The following is a 17,018-nucleotide window of genomic DNA, read 5'->3' as shown; positions in this document are numbered from 1 at the left end:
GGAGACCCGGACGTGTCCGGATGCCTCCACGGTGTTCACCAGCTGACGCGGGCCGCCACCGGGAGGTGGTCGCTGCCGGTCGCGGGCAGCAGCCACGAGCTCTCCGGCTCCACGCCCCGGACCAGGATCTGGTCGATCCGCACCACCGGGAAGGCGGCGGGCCAGCTGAAGCCGAACCCGTCGCCCGCCGCCTCCTGCGCCGATCGCATCCGCGAGGTGATGCCCGCGTACGCGCGGTCGTCCAGGGTGCCGTTCAGATCGCCGAGCAGCACCACCCGCTCGTTCCGCTCGGCGGCGACGGCCCGGCCGAGCGACCGCGCGCCGGCGTCCCGTTGGCCCGACGAGAGGCCCGCCCGGGGATTCACCCGTACGGACCCGAGGTGCGCCACGTACACCGCCAGAGGCCCACGGTCCGTGGCCACCGTGGTGCGCAGCCCCCGGTTGTACTCCAGCTTGACGTCGGCGGGCTTCGCGTCCCCCAGCGGCCCGGCGTCCATCGCTACGTCGACCGGGCGGGTGTCCGACAGCGGCCGCCTGCTCCACACGCCGACCGTGCCCAGCACCGTGTGGTGGGGGTACGTCGTCGCCAGCTCCTTCTCGTACGTCCTCCGGGCCGCCGGGTCCAGCTCCTCCAGTGCCAGCACGTCCGCACCGGAGGCGGCCAGGGCGCGTGCGGTGCCCGCCGCGTCGGGGTTGTCGGCGCCGACGTTGTGGCTGACCACGGTGAGGTCGCCGCCCGGGTGAGACTTGTCGGTGAGCAGCCCGCCGAAGAGGTTCAGCCACACGACGGCCGGCAGCAGCAGCGCGACGAGTGCGGGGACGGAGCGGCGCAGCAGCGCCCCGGCCAGCAGCACCGGGATGAACAGGCCGAACCACGGGAGGAAGGTCTCCACCAGGCTGCCGAGGTTCCCGATCCGGTTCGGGATGCTCGCGTGCAGCAGCAGGAACAGGCCCAGCAGCAGCGCCGCCGCCGCGAGCACCCGGCCGCTCTTCCAGGGGCCGGTACTCGCGCCGGTGTGCCGGGGGCGGGTGCCCCCGGGGCCCGCGTCCCCGAGACCTGCGTCGCCCCGCCCGGGGCCGGCGGTCTCCGTGCCGCTCCGCGCCGTCCCGGCCGTGTCCACGTCCTCCTGTGCGGTGCCGGCCGTGTCCACGTCGCCCTGTGCGGTGCCGGCCGTGTCCGCCTGCGTCATCGCCTGTCCTCGCTCGCCGTCGGTCACTGTCGCATCCTGGGGTCCTCGGTGGGGTCGGCGTACCTGCGCGGGCAGCCCCGGTCGATCGCTTCCGTGCGCAGCTCGTCGTACCAGGGCAGTGGAGGAGGCAGGGGCGCCGGCTCCGAGGAGGGGACGGCGGACGGGGAGCGCGGTGAGGCCGAGACCGACGGGGCGTCCGTCGGTCTCAGCAGGAAGTGGCCGAGGGCTGCCGCGATCGCTGCCACGACGGCTACCGCGCCGACGACAAGGGGTCCGCGTGTCCGGTGGGGTGTCGTTCGTACTGACGGCGGTGGTCGAGTCATACCGCGAGTCAAGGCAGCGAGGTGTTGCCGAGCCGTATGCGGTTTTCGATACGCCGACGATAAGTGCCGGCTCGTAGCATCGGCCCATGCGCGTGCTGATCGTCGAGGACGAACCCTATCTGGCGGAGGCCGTCCGCGACGGCCTGCGTCTCGAAGCGATCGCGGCGGACATCGCGGGGGACGGGGACACCGCTCTGGAGCTGCTGAGCGTCAACACCTACGACATCGCCGTCCTGGACCGCGACGTCCCCGGGCCGTCCGGCGACGAGATCGCCGGACACATCGTCGCCTCCGGCAGTGGGATGCCGATCCTCATGCTCACGGCGGCCGACCGCCTCGACGACAAGGCTTCCGGGTTCGGGCTCGGCGCCGACGACTACCTCACGAAACCCTTCGATCTCCGGGAGCTCGTGCTCAGGCTCAGAGCGCTCGACCGCAGACGCGCCCACAGCAGACCGCCCGTACGGGAGATCGCGGGTCTGCGGCTGGACGCCTTCCGCCGGGAGGTCTACCGGGACGGCCGCTACGTCGCGCTGACCAGAAAGCAGTTCGCGGTCCTCGATGTCCTCGTCGCCGCCGACGGCGGTGTCGTCAGCGCCGAAGAGCTCCTGGAACGCGCGTGGGACGAGAACGCCGACCCGTTCACCAACGCCGTACGCATCACCGTCTCGGCCCTGCGCAAGCGCCTCGGCGAACCGTGGATCATCGCCACCGTGCCGGGCGTCGGCTACCGCATCGGCACGGTATCCGGCCCCGGTCGCGGCGACGGAGGGGACCGTGGCTAGGCGGCCCGGGTTGAGCGTCCGCCTCAAGCTCACCCTCAGCTACGCCGGATTCCTCATGGTCGCCGGCGTCCTGCTGCTCACAGCGGTGTGGGTGTTCCTCCTGGAGTACGTTCCCGACGACTGGGACAGGCGGATGCTCCACGAGAATCCCAACCGCCAGCTCCTCGCGTACACGTTCGCCCCGGCGGCGGCCACCGTACTGGCGGTCCTCCTCGTCCTCGGCCTCCTGGGAGGATGGGTCCTAGCCGGCCGTATGCTCGCCCCTCTGACCCGGATCACCGACGCCACCCGCGCGGCCACGCACGGGTCGCTCTCCCACCGGATCCGGTTGCCGGGCCGCAGGGACGAGTTCCGGGAACTCGCCGACGCGTTCGACGCGATGCTCGCCCGGCTCGAAGCACACGTCGCCGAGCAGGAGAGGTTCGCGGCCAACGCCTCCCATGAGTTGCGCACCCCGCTGGCGATCTCGAAGACGCTTCTCGAGGTGGCCCGCACCGATCCGAACCGTGACACCGACGAGATCATCGACCGCCTGTACGCCGTCAACGGCAGGGCGATCGACCTCACCGAGGCGCTGCTCGTGCTCAGCCGCGCCGGCCGGCGATCCTTCACACGCGAACCCGTCGACCTGTCGCTCCTGGCGGAGGAGGCCACCGAGACCCTCCTCCCCCTCGCGGAGGAGCATGGCGTCACCGTCGAGACACGCGGCGAGATCGCCCCCGCGATCGGATCGCCGGCGCTCCTGCTGCAACTGATGACGAACCTCGTGCACAACGCGATCGTCCACAATCTGCCCGACCGGGGAACGGTCCGGGTCACCACCGGCCTCCGCCACGAGACCGTGGTGCTCACGGTCGAGAACACCGGGGCGAAGGTCACCCCGCAGCTGGCGGCGACGCTCACCGAACCGTTCCGGCGCGGAGCCGAACGGCTGCGCACCCACCACGCGGGGATCGGGCTCGGCCTGGCCATCGTCAAGTCCATCACCGGCGCGCACGACGGAACGCTCACCCTCACCCCGCACCCGGACGGCGGGCTGCGCATCACGGTGGAACTCCCCGCGACGGCCCCGCCCGCCGACGGGGTCCGGACGGCGTACGGCAGGATGGAGCCATGAGCGTAGTCAAGATCAATGTGCTGACCGTCCCCCAGGAACAACGCGAGACGCTGGAGAAGCGCTTCGCTTCCCGGGCCCATGCCGTGGAGAGCTCCGACGGATTCGAGTGGTTCGAGCTGCTCCGGCCCGTCGAGGGCACGGACGACTACCTCGTCTACACCCGCTGGCGTGACGAGGCCTCCTTCCAGGCGTGGATGGAGGGGCCGATGAAGGCGGCCCATCAGGGCGGCGACGCCGGGAGTGGTGAGCGCCCCAAGCCGGCGGCCGGCGGGTCCACGGTGTGGTCCTTCGAGGTCGTGCAGCAGGCCGCACCGACCGGCGCGTAGCCGAGCGGGCGCAGCTGGGTGGCCTGCCCGGTCCGGCCCGCGTGGCCGGCCGGGCAGGTCTCTGCCGTCTGGGTCCGGACGGGACGGCGGTCGACCGCCGGCAGCCGGGTCAGGCCGGTGTCCCGCGTGATGCGGTCGACGGTCCCGGCCAGGATGCCGTCGGGACCGATCACGGTCTCGAAACCGTCGGGCAGCACGTCGCGGGGGCGGTACCGGTCCCGCGGTTGGTTCTCGTCGACGTCGTCGGCGATCGGCTCGGTGGCGTGCCGGGCCCCGGTCCCGGCGAAGGGGACGTCCAGGTAGTACCCGTGGGTCGGACCCCGGTGGTCGGCGCGCAGCCGGGCGAGCAAGCTGTCGCGGAGACCGGCCGCCACACTCGGCTTCCCCGAGGCGCTGTCGCCGCGCAGGACGATCAGCCGCGTCTCCTCGGTCCCCGCGTTCCCGGCGGACAGGCCAGCCGCTGCCGGGCCCGGCCCGGGCCTGAACCGAAGCCCTTCCCGTCGGGTCACTCCCAGGGTGCATGCGCTCTCCTCCCGGCGGCTGATTCCCCGCGACCCGCGCGTTTCTAAGATCATTCTCCGAGGAAACGGACCGACGGACCGGTGGAGCACGACATGACACTGCTGGATGTACTACTGGACGCGGTGCGTGAGGCTCCCGGGCAGGTCGTCGTGCATGTCCGCGGCGACGGCGGCGAGCTGACGGTCAGTCTGCGCGAACTCCTGGACGAATCCCTCCGTGTGGCGGGGGGCTTCCGGCAGGCGGGGGTGGCGCCAGGGACCTGTGTGCCGCTGCTCGCCGACCGCAGCGAGGATTTCCAGCCGATGTTCTGGGGGGCGGTGGCGGCCGGTCTCGTTCCGGTTCCGCTGGCGCCGGACGCCCGGCGGGTGCTCCCGGTCTGGGAGCACCTGGGGCGGCCGCCTGTGGTCGTGGACGCCTCGACCGCGTCGCTTACCGGTGAACTCCCCGACGCCGTGCGCGCCCTGTCCCTCGATGCCCTTCGGGAGGGGCCCGTTCTGCGGGAGCCTGTCGCCGCCGGGCTCGACGACGTCGCGTTCGTGCAGTTCTCCTCGGGAAGCACCGGCGCCCCCAAGGGGGTGGAGGTGACACATGGCGCGGTGCTGGCCAACCTGGAGCAGATACGGGCCGCCTCGGCGCTGGGCCCCGACGACGTGGTGGTCAGCTGGATGCCGTACTTCCACGACATGGGGCTCATCGGTACCCACCTCGCTCCGCTGGCCGCCCGGGCCAGGCAGGTCAAGATCGGTCCGCTGTCCTTCGCCAAGCGGCCCCGCCTGTGGTTCGAGGTGGCGGCCCGGCACCGGGCCACGGTGCTGTCCGCGGCCAACTTCGCCCTGGCGCTGGCCGTACGCCGTGTGCCCGAGGAGGTCCTGGCCCGGCTGGACCTCTCGTCCGTGCGGCTGATCCTGGTCGGGGCCGAGCCGATCGCGCCCGCCGTGTGGCGTGCCTTCGCCGACAGGACCCGCCCGTCGGGGCTGGACCCGGCGGCGGCCCAGCCGGTTTACGGCCTGGCGGAGGCGACGCTGGCGGTGACCTTCCCGCCGCCGGGGGAGGTGGCCGTGCCCCTGGTCCTGGACCGGGCGTCGTTGAGCCGTGGAGTGGCGGTCGACGCCGAACCGGGCGAAGGGGCCGTCGAGTTGATGGACGTCGGGCGGCCGGTGGCGGGCTGCTCCGTGCGCGTCGTCGACGACGCGGGCACCGTCCTCGGGGACCGGCGGACCGGGCACATCATGGTGAGCGGGCCCCAGCTCGCCCGTGGCTACCACGGCCTTTCCGGCGCGAGCGCGGAGGTGTTCGCCGGGGGGTGGCTCCGCACCGGTGATCTCGGGTTCCTGCGGGACGGCCGGCTGTGCGTCACGGGCCGGCACAAGGACGTGCTGTTCCTCAACGGCCGCACCTTCCACGCCACGGACATGGAGGAGGTCGCGGCCGCGACACCCGGGCTGCCTCCCGGCGCCCCGGCGGTGGTCGGGTCGACCGACCCGGTCACCGGTGCGGAGCGCGTCGTGGTGTTCGTCCCCTGGGCACGGCCCGGGCGCGAGGCGCCGGACGTACTCGAACGCGTCGCGGCCCGGGTGCGCGAGGCCCTGCTCCATGACGAGGTGCGGGTGCTGGCCCTGCCGCCGGGGGCGTTCCCCCGTACGACGAGCGGCAAGCTGCAACGTCGGCGGCTGCGGGAGCGTTTCGAGGAGGGCGCGTTCGGGACCGGTGACGGTGGTGGTGTTCCGCCCGGACCGCCCGGACCGCCCGGACCTGCGGCGGAACCCCACGCGAAGGCACCCCGCACCCGCGCGGAGACCGTCGAGGTCGTGCGGCGGGCGTGGGCGCGGGTACTGGGCCGGCCCGCCGATTCGATCGGGGCGCACGAGCCGTTCGGGAGCCTCGGAGGGACGTCGCTCAAGGCCATGGAGGTGCTGGTGGCGCTGGAGGACGCCTTCGGTGTGACCCTGCCGCCGGCGGTCATCCGCGACCACGGCACCGTGGCCGCGCTGGCCGGTCACCTTCTGACGGTGGCGCCCGGTGCGGGGCCGTCCGACGCGGACGCCGCGGAGCGCGCCGCCCAGCGGACCGGAGGATCTGCCGCCGGGCCGGCCCCGGCGCTCCCCGGCCCCACCGACGCTGCCGCCACCGCTGCGGCCGTCATCGGGATGGCCTGCCGGTTCCCCGGCGCCGACACCCCCGAGGCCTTCTGGGACCTGCTCGTCGACGGGCACGACGCCGTCGCCCCCGTACCGCGTGGACGATGGGACGACGGCCAGGAGGACCCTTGGGAGGACCGGCCGGGGACGTCGGCGGCTCCAGCAGGTCCCGCAGCTCCGACAGCTCCGACGGCTCCGACGGCTCCGACAGCTCCCCGGAAGCGATGGGCCGCGCTGCTGGAGGACCCGGCCGCGTTCGACGCCGGCTACTTCGGCATCGGCGAGGACGAGGCACGCGCACTCGACCCGCAGGCCCGGCTCTTCCTCGAACTCGCGCACGAGGCGCTCGAACGTGCCGGCTACGCGGGGCCCCGTCGGCGCGGCCGCAGGATCGGTGTGTTCGCGGCGGTCGGGGACAGCCGCTACCGGGAGGTCCTGGAGCGGGCCACGGCCGACGGCTCCCCGCTGCCCGCCGCGCTCACCGGGAACCTGCCCGCGCTCGTCGCCGCCCGGGTCTCGCAGAGCCTCGACCTCGACGGTCCCGCACTCGCCGTGGACACCGCCTGCTCGTCGGGGCTGGTGGCTCTGCACCTGGCCCGGCGCAGCCTCCTGGACGGCGAGTGCGACCTCGCCGTCGTCGGCGGGGTCAACCTCCACCTGACCTCAACCCCGCACCGGCTGCTGGAACAAGCGGGGGCCCTGTCCCCCACCGGGCGCAGCCGCGCCTTCAGCGCCGACGCCGACGGCTTCGTGCCCGGCGAGGGAGGCGCGGCCATCGTCCTGACGCGGCTCGACGCCGCCCGCCGCGCGGACGATCAGGTGCTCGCGGTGGTCCGGGGCACGGCCGTCAACAACGACGGCCGGTCGATGAGCCTCATGGCGCCCAACCCGCTGCGGCAGCGCGAGGTCATCATCCGGGCGTACGAGGCGGCGGGGGTCGATCCCGCCTCGGTGACCTACGTGGAGGCCCACGGCACCGGCACGGCCGTGGGCGATCCGATCGAGCTGCGTTCGCTGGCCCACGCGTTCCCCCTACGCACCGGCGGCGAACCGCGGTTGGTCGGCTCGGTGAAGACCAACATCGGGCATCTGCTGAACGCCGCCGCACTTCCCGCGCTGGTGAAGGTCGTCCTGGCCCTGGGCCACCGCAGGCTGCCGCCGTCGCTGCACCATGCCCCGGCCTCGCCGGGCCTCGCCCCCGCGGGCTTCTCCGTGGCGACCGAGGCCCGGGACTGGACGTCGTCCGCCGGGCCCCTCGTCGCGGGGATCAACGCGTTCGGTTTCGGCGGCACCAACGCCCATGCCGTTCTCGAACAGGCCCCGCCCCCGGCCGCCCCGGGCTCGCCTCCTCCGGGTGTCGCGCGTGAAGTCACGGCCGACGGGCCTCACTTGCTGACCCTGTCGGCGCGCAGTCCGGGCGCGCTGCGGGACGCGGTGACCCGGCTCGCCACCCATCTGGAAAGCAGTCCGCGGCTGCGCGAGGGCGATGTCTGCCGCACCGCGAGCTCGTCCCGGGACGAGGGGCCCCACCGGCTCGCCGTCGTCGCCGACGGTGATCTGCGGGAGCGGCTCGCCGCCATCGCCGCCGCCGCGACAGGAGCATCGGGCGGGCAGCAGGTCGGGAGCCTCGTCCGTTCCCGGCCGCGGGTGGTCTTCCTGTTCCCCGGGCAGGGCTCGCGGTTCCCCGGCCAGGACCGGGCGCTGTACCGGACGGCGCAGGTGTTCCGGGAGACGTTCGACGAGGCGTCCGCTCTCCTCGGGCCCGTGTGCGGGCGGTCCCTGCTGGACTGGGCACTCGATCCGGAGGTGGACCCCACCGCCGGGGCCTCGACGGAGAAGGCGCAACCGCTCCTCGTCGCCTCCGGGGTGGCGCTCGCCCGTCAGTTGCGGGCCTGGGGCGTGGAGCCCGACGCGGTCGCCGGGCACAGTGTCGGAGAGATCACCGCCGCCTGCGTCAGCGGGGCGCTGACCCTCCGGGAGGCGGTGCGGTTCGCGACCGAACGCGGCCGTCTCATGGGCGCGTTCACCGAGCCCGGGGCCATGATCGCCGTCCGCGGGGGTGAGGAAGCCGTCGCCGCGGCGGTGGCCGAGTCCGACGGAGCGCTCGCCGTGGCCGCGTACAACGGTCCCGGGCTCCAGGTCCTCTCCGGGGGCGTCCGCGCGGTGGAGCGCGCTGCCGCCGGCCTCGAAGCCCTGGGCGTCCCCACCCGTCGCCTGCGGGTCTCCCGGGCCTTCCACTCACCGCTGATGCGGCCGGTGGCGGACCGGATCGCCGAGGCGGCCCGTGCGTTGACCCCGCAGGTCCCGTCCGTCCCCCTGATGAGCACCGTCACCGCCGAGTGGCAGCCGGTCCTGGGCCCCGGGTACCTGCGTGAGCACGCCGAGCGTCCCGTGCTGTTCGGGGCGGCCGTGGAACGCCTGGCCCGGGAGGGGTACGACACGTTCGTGGAGGTCGGCCACGGCGCGATGCTGTCGGGTGCGGTCCGCGCGGCGACGGAGGTGTACGCGGCGGCAGGCACGGGAGGGCCCGGAGCTTCCGGAACATCCGGGACATCCAGAACATCCGGAGCCACTGACGCCCCCGGCGCCTCCGGTGGCACGACGACGGTGGTGTGCGCCCTGCCGGGACGTTCCGGTGGCCGCAGCACGGATACCGAACGGTTCGCCGATGACCGGCACGTCGGGCGCGGGGCCCTGCTGGGAACCATCGGCCGCCTGTGGTCGCACGGCGTGCCGCTGGACCGTACGGCGCTCGACGCGGAGCACCAGGGGGTTCCCCTGCCCACCTATCCTTTCCAGCGCCGCCGGTACTGGGCCGAACCGCCCGCGAACCCGCTGCTGCACCGGGTCCTGTGGGAGGACGCCGCGCTGCCCGGGCAGGCGGCGGCAGCCGTACGTTCGGTGCTGCTGACAGGTCCCGACCCCGCGTACGTCGCCGGCCTCGCCTCGCAGCTCTCCGCCGAGGGCGTCCGGATGCACGAAACGGGCGACGGGCCGCCGGACGCCGTGGTCCTGGTGACGGGTCCGGCTCCCGGCCAGGACACCGCGGACGCGCTCGGCCGGGCCCAGGACGCCGCGCTGGCCGCCTTCGGTGAGGCCCTCGCACGGTTCGACGAGGCAGGCGCTGACCGGCTGCTGGTGCTGACCGAGGACGTCCACGCCACGGGGGCCGTACGGGAAAGGCCGCGGCCTGCCCATGCCGTCCTCGGCGGGCTGCTGCTGGCGCTGCCGCAGGAGACTCCGGGCGCTTCGGCCACCGCTCTCGACCTCTGCTCGCTGGACACCCCCTCCCAGCGGCTGACCGCCGTGCTGGCCGAACTCGCCGCACTGGCGTCGGCGGGCGGCAGCACCCCGGGCAGGTCCGCCACCGTCGCCTGGCGCGCCGGGCGCAGGCTCACCCGCCGTTTCGCACCGCTGCCGAGCGGCGCCGCCGCACCTGCGGGGGTGACGCGGTCACCGCTGCCGCCCGACGGTACCTACCTCATCACCGGGGGCGGCGGCGGGATCGGTGCCGCGCTCGCCCGGGACCTCGCCGGGCGGGGCCGGCCGACCCTCGTGCTCGCCGGGCGCTCCCCCCGTCCGCCCGTGGGGTTGGCCGAGGAGCTCCGTTCGCTGGGCGCCACCGTGCACTACCGCGTGGCCGACGTCTCGGTGGAGCAGGACGTCGACGCGCTCCTCTCCGGTCTCCCCCGCCTCGACGGCCTCTTCCACGCTGCGGGGACTGTGCGTCCCGGCACCCTGCGTGACCGGCGTGCCAAGGAGACGGCGGAGGCCCTGGCAGCCAAGACCCGGGGCAGCCTGCTGCTCTCGCTGGCCCTGCGCCGGCACGGGCTCGACCCGGCGGTCCGTGTCGCGTGCTCCTCCGTCAGCGCCGTGCTGCCCGGACTGGCGGGAGCGCTGGGCGACTACGCCGGCGCCAACGCCTTCCTCGACGCGTTCGCCGCGTCGGAACGGCACGCGGGCAGGCCCTGGCAGTCGGTGAACCTCGCGGCACTCGCCGGTACGGGCATGGCGGCGGCCCTCGGAACCGAGGCAGGAGGCGGCTCCGCCACCGTACCGAGCGCCGGGGGCGGGCCCATCGCCCCGCATCCCGCGCTGGCGGCGCTCCGCACGGCCTGCGGCGTCGACGCGGCGCAGTTGCTGCTCGCCGACCTGACGCCGTCCCCGCCGCCCGCGGTCAGGGCGAACCCGACCGCTCCGGCGGCAGCCACGGGCACAGGCCCCTCCACGGAATCCGCAGCGGAACCGCCCACCTCGGGCCGGGCACCGCGCACCACGGTGAACAGCGGTACGCGGGCGGGAGCCGGGCCCCGTACCGATACCGGCAGCGGTACCGCGGCGTTGCTCCGGGGGCTGCTGGCCTCGGCGCTGCGACTGCCTGCCGCCGGAGTCCCTGACGACGAGCCGTTTCTCGCTCTCGGCCTCGACTCGCTCGCCGCCGTCGACCTCGTCAGGCAGCTCGAACGGGAGCTGGGCAGGCCGCTGCCCGCCACGCTCTTCTTCGAGTACCGCACGGTCGCCGAACTGGCCGCCCACCTCGACACCACGCCCTCCCCCGAATCGCCGGCCGGCTCCTCCCGCTCGTTCTTCTTCCCCTCGCCCACCCCGCCTCCCGTGCCGGACGGGGTCGCCTTCCCGCTCACCCCCGTCCAACTGGCCCTGCACACCAGCAGTCGGCTCCACCCGGAGGTCCCGGCTCACGGATTCGTCCGCCAGACCGTCCGAGGGCCCCTGGACACCCGGCTCCTGGGCCAGGCACTCGCCGCGCTCGCCGACCGGCACACCATGCTCCGGATCCGGATCGAGAGCACCGGAAGCTCCGGAGACACCGGGAGCACCGGAAGCACCGGCCACACGGGAAGCACCGGCCACGGGATCGGCGACGGGATCGGCTCGGCGACACCGGGGCAGTACGTCGCGCCGCCCACCGCGCTGTCCCGCTGGTACGAGGTCCGCGAGCTGACCGGCCGAATCGAAGAGGTCGAAACGGCGTTGTGCAACCGGTCGTTCGACCTCGCGGCCGAGCCTCCCGTGCGGGCGCTCCTCGCCCGGGAGAGCCCTGAGCTCTCCCATCTGGTGCTGGTGATCCACCACGCGGCCGGCGACGGGTACAGCCTCAACGTCCTCGCCGGAGAACTCTGGTCGCTCTACACCGCCCTCGCCGGCGGGCACGCACCGACGCTGCCCCCGCTCGGCACCGACTTCGCGCGGTACGCGGCCGCCACCGCCGATGAGCGGTCCGCCACGGACGGCACGGGGACCCTCGCCGCCGACCGGCTGTACTGGTCGGGGCGGCTCGCCTCCCGGGGCGAACCGCTGCGACTGCCGTACGACGGTGATCCGAGCGCCCTGCCCGCGGCGCCGATGACCACGCACCAGAGCGCCCTCGCCCCGGTGCCGACCGGCGTGTTGGAGCAGCGGGCCGCCGCTCATGGGGTGAGCCTCTTCCAGCTGCTGCTCGCCGTGCACGTGCGCTGTCTGGCCCGCTGGAGCGGGCAGCGGGAGATCGCGGTCAACGTCGCCCGCGCCCGGCGGGACGACCGCGTGCCGGGCCTGGACCGGCTCGTGGGGCCTCTCGCCGACACCCTGCCCCTGCTGTGCGTGACGGACCCGGACGAGTCGGTGGGGGCCCTGGCCGAGCGGCTGGCGGGGATCTGGCTGGAGAGCGAGCGGCACGCGAGCCTCACCGGCCTGGACCTGGCACGGCTGCTGCCGGCGGACCCGTCCGGGGCCGGCCCCCGGACGGTGAGCCCGGCCGGCTTCAGCTTCTCGCGCTTCCCCGCCGCTCTCGACGGGCGTTGTCCGGTGAGCGTGCGGCCGACGGCGGCCGGCACCGCCACCGCCGCGACCCGCCTGAGCCTGCTGTGCTGGCAGGACGAGGCGGTCCTGCGCTTCTCGTGGAACTTCCCCGTCCGGCTCTTCGACCCGGCGACGGTGGCACGCCTGGACCGGGACTTCCACGACGAGTTGGCCGCGCTCGTCGAGCCTCGGCCGGCCCTCCCGGCGGCCTTGGAGCCCATGCCGGTCCACGACACCGGATCCGGATCCGCCACGCTCGTGCGTCGGCTGGTCGAGCGGTTCCGGGCCGCCCCGGACGCGGTCGCCGTCGACACCGGATCCGCCACCCTGACGTACGCCGAACTCGACCGCGCCTCCCATGCCCTCGCGGCCTCTCTCCTGGCCCGCGGCGTCACCCCGGGAAGCCTCGTCGGGCTCCTCACCGAACCCGGCGCCGACACCGTCGTCTCGGTCGTCGCGGCCCTGCGCGCCGGGGCGGGCTGGGTTCCGCTGGACCCCGGCCACCCGACCGCGCGGCTGACGGACCAGCTCACGCGCTCGGGCGCCCGTACGGTGCTCTGCCACGCCGCCACCCGGGCGGTGGGGGAAGCGCTCGGTGACGTAGCCCTGGTGCACGTCGACGCTTCGGCACCGCCGTACCGGGGTGCGGCGGCTCCCGGGCCCGCCGCGGGCCCGGACCGTGTCGTGGGCCCCCTCCCGTCACCGGGCGAACTTCCCGCCCCCGACGGCCCGGTCGACGCCGACGACATCGCGTACGTGATCTTCACTTCCGGATCCACCGGCCGGCCCAAGGCCGTGCCCATCACCCACCGGTCGATGGAGAACTACCTCGACTGGGCGATCGGCACCTTCGGGTACGACGAGCACGACCGGCTCGCCCAGACCGCGTCGTCCTGCTTCGACGCCTCCGTCCGCCAGCTCCTCGCCCCCCTGCTCGTCGGCGCCACCGTGGTCACGGTGGCCTGGGACCTGCTGCGCGACCCCGACCGGCTGCTGACCCACGTCGTACGCAGTCGCATCACCGTATGGAGCTCCGTTCCCACCCTCTGGGAACAGCTCCTCAGCGCTTCCGAGGAACGCGTACGCAACGGCGCGCCGCCGCCGGACCTGTCCGCGCTCCGGTGGATCCATGTCGGCGGCGAGGCCCTGTCACCCGCCCACGTACGCCGCTGGTTCGACCTCTTCGGCGACGGCCTGCACATCGCCAACCTGTACGGCCCGACCGAGGCCACGATCAACACGACCTGCCACATCATCCGGGCCCGGCCAGACGACCAGGTCCGGCGGCTTCCCATCGGCCGTCCCGTCTCGGGCACGGAGGTGGAGGTCGTCGGCCCCGACGGGGAGCCCATGCGGCGCGGCGAGGCCGGTGAGCTCCTCATCTCCGGAGTCGGCCTCACCCCGGGCTACCTCGGCGAACCGGCCCTCACCGAGGCGGCGTTCACGGCCCGGCGCGGTCGCCGCTGGTACCGCAGTGGCGACCGGGTGCGGTGGACCGAGGACGGCGTCCTGGAATTCCTCGGCCGACTGGACGACCAGGTGAAGATCCGTGGCAACCGGGTCGAGCCGGGCGAGATCGAGGCGGTGCTCCAGACCCACCCGGACGTCACCCACGCCGTCGTCCTCGCCGAGGACGGACGCCTGACCGCCTTCGTGACACCGGGGCCCGGGGCCGCCGGAGCGGATGCCGTGGCGCTCCGGCTCCATCTCGCGGAGTCACTGCCCGCGTACATGGTCCCGTCCCGGATCACCCGCGTCGACAGGATGCCGCTCACCAGCACCGGCAAGATCGACCGGCGTGGGCTTCCGGCACTTCAGGAAGCGACCGAACCGGCCGGGGCGGACACGGACACCGGCATCGGCGCGCGTACGGGCGACGTCCGTACGCCGCCCCGTACGCCCACCGAAGTCCGGCTGGCCACCATCTGGACCGCTCTGCTCCAGGCCGAGAACGTGTGCCGTGAGGACGACTTCTTCGTCCTGGGCGGCGACTCCCTGCTCGTGCTAAAAGTGTTCGCCAGGCTGGAGAAGCAGGGTGGTCCGCTCCCCCGGCCGACCGTCATCTACCGCAACCGCACACTCGCGGCCCTCGCCTCCGCGGTGGACGCCGCGGCGAGCACAGCCGTCGCCCCTGGAGCGAATGCCGCAGCGGGGACCGTCATCGACCTCGCCGTCGATAGCGCGGGGGGCGCCGGAACCGCCCGGACACCCGATCCGGCCGTCGTTCCCCCGCCCTTCCCGCTGACCCCCACCCAGCGCGGCTTCCTGCTGGCCGAAGCCCTCGCCCCGGGCACCACATCGGCCTGGCTCACACGGTTGCGTCTGCACGGCCGCCTCGACACCGCTCGCTTCCAGAGCGCGGTGGACACGCTCGTCGGGCGCCACCCGATGCTCCGTACCGTCTTCCCCGCCGGGGCGCGCCCGGCCGTCCAGCAGGAGCTGCCGCCCTCACTGCGCCTGCCGGTCGACTTCGAGGTCCTCACCGACCCGGATCAGGTGGAGGAGCGGGTCACCACCGAACGGGCGCGCCGTTTCGAACCCTGGGCCTGGCCCCTGTTGCGCCTGCGGGTGCTCACCGTCGCTCCCGACGAGCACGTCCTGGTCGCCCACGCCCACCACATCATCGGCGACGGCTACAGCGCCGCACTCCTGGTACGGGAGCTGACGGCCGTGTACGACGCCCTGTCCAGCGGCGAAGAACCGGTGGCGGCCCCGCCGCGCAGCACCTTCCGCGACCACGCCCTCCAGCTCGCGGCGCGCACGGACGCCGCCACGGCGACGGCCCCCGGCAACACGGCTGGCAGAGACTCCGTCACCCGGGTCGCGTCACTTCGGCCGGGCGCCCCGACCGGCGAGGACCGGTGGGAGCGGCTGAGCGCGCCCTACCGGCCGCCCCTGCTCGCCGCCTGTGCGACCACCACCGGCACGCCTCCGGGCGACGCCGCCGGCCCGCTCTTCCACACCTGCGGGTTCACGGTCGACGCCGGCCGGGCGGAGGCGCTGCGCGGGCTCGCCGCGCGCAGCGGGTCGACCCTCCACGCCGCAGTGCTCACCGCCTACTACCGGGCCCTCGTGTCCGTCACGGGCCGGGCGGACCTGGTGCTCGGTATGGCGGTGAGCGGCCGGGACCACTCCCTGCCCGACGCACACCGGGTGTTCGGTCCCTTCGCCACCGCTGTTCCCCTGCGGCCGGCGGGTCCGGCGCCGGGGGCGGAGCGGTCCGACAGCGCCAGTTTCGAGGACGATCTGCGGCGCGTCGCCACCGAGGCCGCCGAGGCGCGAGCATACGAGGGGGCCGTGCCGCCGCTGTCCAACGGCCTGCCCCTGGCCTCGCAGTTCTTCTTCACCTATCTGGACTTCTCCGCCCTGGGTCCGGAGAGCGGCAGGACGCTGACGGTCGCCCGGGAGGGCGGCGACAGCGTGTTCACACCGCCGCCGGCCGGTACGGACGTGTTCCTGGCGGCCGGTCCGGACGGGGAGCGGCTGCGGATCACCGTCCGGGCGGCGGCGACGGCGTTCACCCCGGAGGCGCTGGCAGCGTTCACGGACGCGGTGCGCGACGGCCTGGCGCATGCGACGGCCCCGCCCGTGCGCGAGGCCGGCCGCCTCGGCACGCCGGGTGGGCCCGGCCGGGACGCGCGGATGGATGCCGCACTCATCGGCTATCTGCCGACCCCTGCCGACCTCGCCGGGCTGGCGGGTCTGCCGGAGGCGGCGCTGCCGCGCGAGCAGCTGCGGACCTTGCTGTTTCCGGACGGGCTGCCACGGCTTCTGGAGACGCTGAGTACGCCGCTGGGCCGTTCGGGCTTCGTCTGCGTCCCGCTGTTCGCGGACGAACTCGCCCCCGGCGACGGCCTGCTCGGACACACCACGCGGGGGGTGGAGCTCGCCTCGTCGCTCGGTGCGCGGGCCGTGTCCCTGGCGGGCATGATCCCTTCGCTCACGGGCTACGGATTCGACGTGCTGCGGGCCGTCGGCACGGCCGGAGCCGTCACGACTACCGCCGCCGCCGGTCCCGCCGTCACCACCGGTCACGCGGCGACCGTCGTGTCCGTCGTCAGGACCGTGCACGCGGCTCTCGACGCGACGGGGCAGCGACTGGGCTCTCTCACCGTCGCGTTCGTGGGGCTCGGCTCGATCGGCTCCTCCTCGCTGGAGTTGCTGCTCTCCCGGGCCCAGCAGCCGCCCGCCCGACTGCTGCTCTGTGACGTACCGGGCAGCGGGCCACGGCTGAAGGAGCTGGCCGAGAACCTTCTGGAACGCCGTCTCGTCGACCGCGTCGAGGTGGTCGAGTCGGCCCACGGTCTGCCCGACGCCGTGTACGACGCCCGCCTGATCGTCGCGGCGGTCAGCGGGGGCGGCGCACTCCTGGACATCGACCGTCTGGCACCGGGCACGACGGTGGTCGACGACTCGTTCCCGCACTGCTTCGACACGTCCCGTGCCATCGGCCGGATGGAACGGGCGAAGGACGTCCTGGTCGTGGGCGGCGGGCTGTTGAGCGCCGGCCCCGCGGAACGGCAGGTGGCCGAGGGCCTCCCGGCCGCCGCGGTGGCCGGATACCTCGCGCGGCCGATGGTGGCGGACACCATCGCGTCGTGCCGACTGGAGTCTCTTCTCCACGCCTCGGGTGCCGACGTGCCGCTCGTCCACGGTCCGGTCGACGCGGCCACCGGACTGGCCTACTGGGAAGCGGCGGAGGCGACCGGCATCCGCGCGGCCCCCCTCCACCTGCTCACCCGCACCGTCGACCCGGACATGTTCACGCGACGCCCTTGGAGTTCATGACCCTTTCCCCGTGCCGGATGTCGGTCGCAG

6 protein-coding genes and 1 pseudogene are annotated in these 17,018 nt (G+C 74.3%); 4 read left to right on the top strand and 3 right to left on the bottom strand.

Features of this window, described 5'->3' with window-relative positions:
- Window positions 1-35 precede the first annotated feature (35 nt).
- Both ACH4KB_RS15580 and ACH4KB_RS15575 read right to left on the bottom strand, forming a co-directional pair.
- Complete coding sequence (locus ACH4KB_RS15580; RefSeq protein ID WP_398066476.1) at window positions 36-1,190, bottom strand: endonuclease/exonuclease/phosphatase family protein; 1,155 nt, start codon at window positions 1,188-1,190, stop codon at window positions 36-38.
- Between the two features lie 23 nt (window positions 1,191-1,213).
- Window positions 1,214-1,435: a hypothetical protein gene (locus ACH4KB_RS15575; protein WP_398066475.1), complete on the bottom strand. Its 222-nt coding sequence runs from the start codon at window positions 1,433-1,435 to the stop codon at window positions 1,214-1,216.
- Between the two features lie 164 nt (window positions 1,436-1,599).
- Between ACH4KB_RS15575 and ACH4KB_RS15570 the strand changes: the two genes are divergently transcribed.
- Genes ACH4KB_RS15570 through ACH4KB_RS15560 form a run of 3 tightly spaced genes read left to right on the top strand, consistent with a single transcriptional unit; the run spans window position 1,600 to window position 3,741 of the window.
- A complete protein-coding gene (locus ACH4KB_RS15570) occupies window positions 1,600-2,298 on the top strand; it encodes a response regulator transcription factor (RefSeq protein WP_398066474.1) in 699 nt (232 codons plus the stop codon).
- Window positions 2,291-3,415: a sensor histidine kinase gene (locus ACH4KB_RS15565; RefSeq protein WP_398066473.1), complete on the top strand. Its 1,125-nt coding sequence runs from the start codon at window positions 2,291-2,293 to the stop codon at window positions 3,413-3,415. The genes ACH4KB_RS15570 and ACH4KB_RS15565 overlap by 8 nt, the downstream gene beginning before the upstream one ends.
- Window positions 3,412-3,741: an antibiotic biosynthesis monooxygenase family protein gene (locus tag ACH4KB_RS15560; RefSeq protein WP_398066472.1), complete on the top strand. Its 330-nt coding sequence runs from the start codon at window positions 3,412-3,414 to the stop codon at window positions 3,739-3,741. The genes ACH4KB_RS15565 and ACH4KB_RS15560 overlap by 4 nt, the downstream gene beginning before the upstream one ends.
- Before the next feature lie 86 nt (window positions 3,742-3,827).
- Here the strand turns inward: ACH4KB_RS15560 and ACH4KB_RS15555 are convergent.
- A pseudogene (locus ACH4KB_RS15555) lies at window positions 3,828-4,193 on the bottom strand (kinase); the annotation flags it as partial.
- Between the two features lie 150 nt (window positions 4,194-4,343).
- Here ACH4KB_RS15555 and ACH4KB_RS15550 point away from each other — a divergent pair.
- A complete protein-coding gene (locus tag ACH4KB_RS15550; RefSeq protein ID WP_398066471.1) occupies window positions 4,344-16,988 on the top strand; it encodes an amino acid adenylation domain-containing protein in 12,645 nt (4,214 codons plus the stop codon).
- Window positions 16,989-17,018: the final 30 nt, after the last annotated feature.

The sequence above is a fragment of the Streptomyces sp. NPDC017520 genome, from assembly GCF_044329855.1.
Taxonomy (GTDB): Bacteria; Actinomycetota; Actinomycetes; order Streptomycetales; family Streptomycetaceae; genus Streptomyces.
Note: the sequence above shows the minus strand (reverse complement) of the source record. Positions and strands in the feature narration are given on the sequence as shown.

Coding starts and splice junctions, on each gene's coding strand:
- ACH4KB_RS15580 (WP_398066476.1), bottom strand. CDS start 1,190: ATGACGCAGGCGGACACGGCCGGCACCGCACAGGGCGACGTGGACACG.
- ACH4KB_RS15570 (WP_398066474.1), top strand. CDS start 1,600: ATGCGCGTGCTGATCGTCGAGGACGAACCCTATCTGGCGGAGGCCGTC.
- ACH4KB_RS15560 (WP_398066472.1), top strand. CDS start 3,412: ATGAGCGTAGTCAAGATCAATGTGCTGACCGTCCCCCAGGAACAACGC.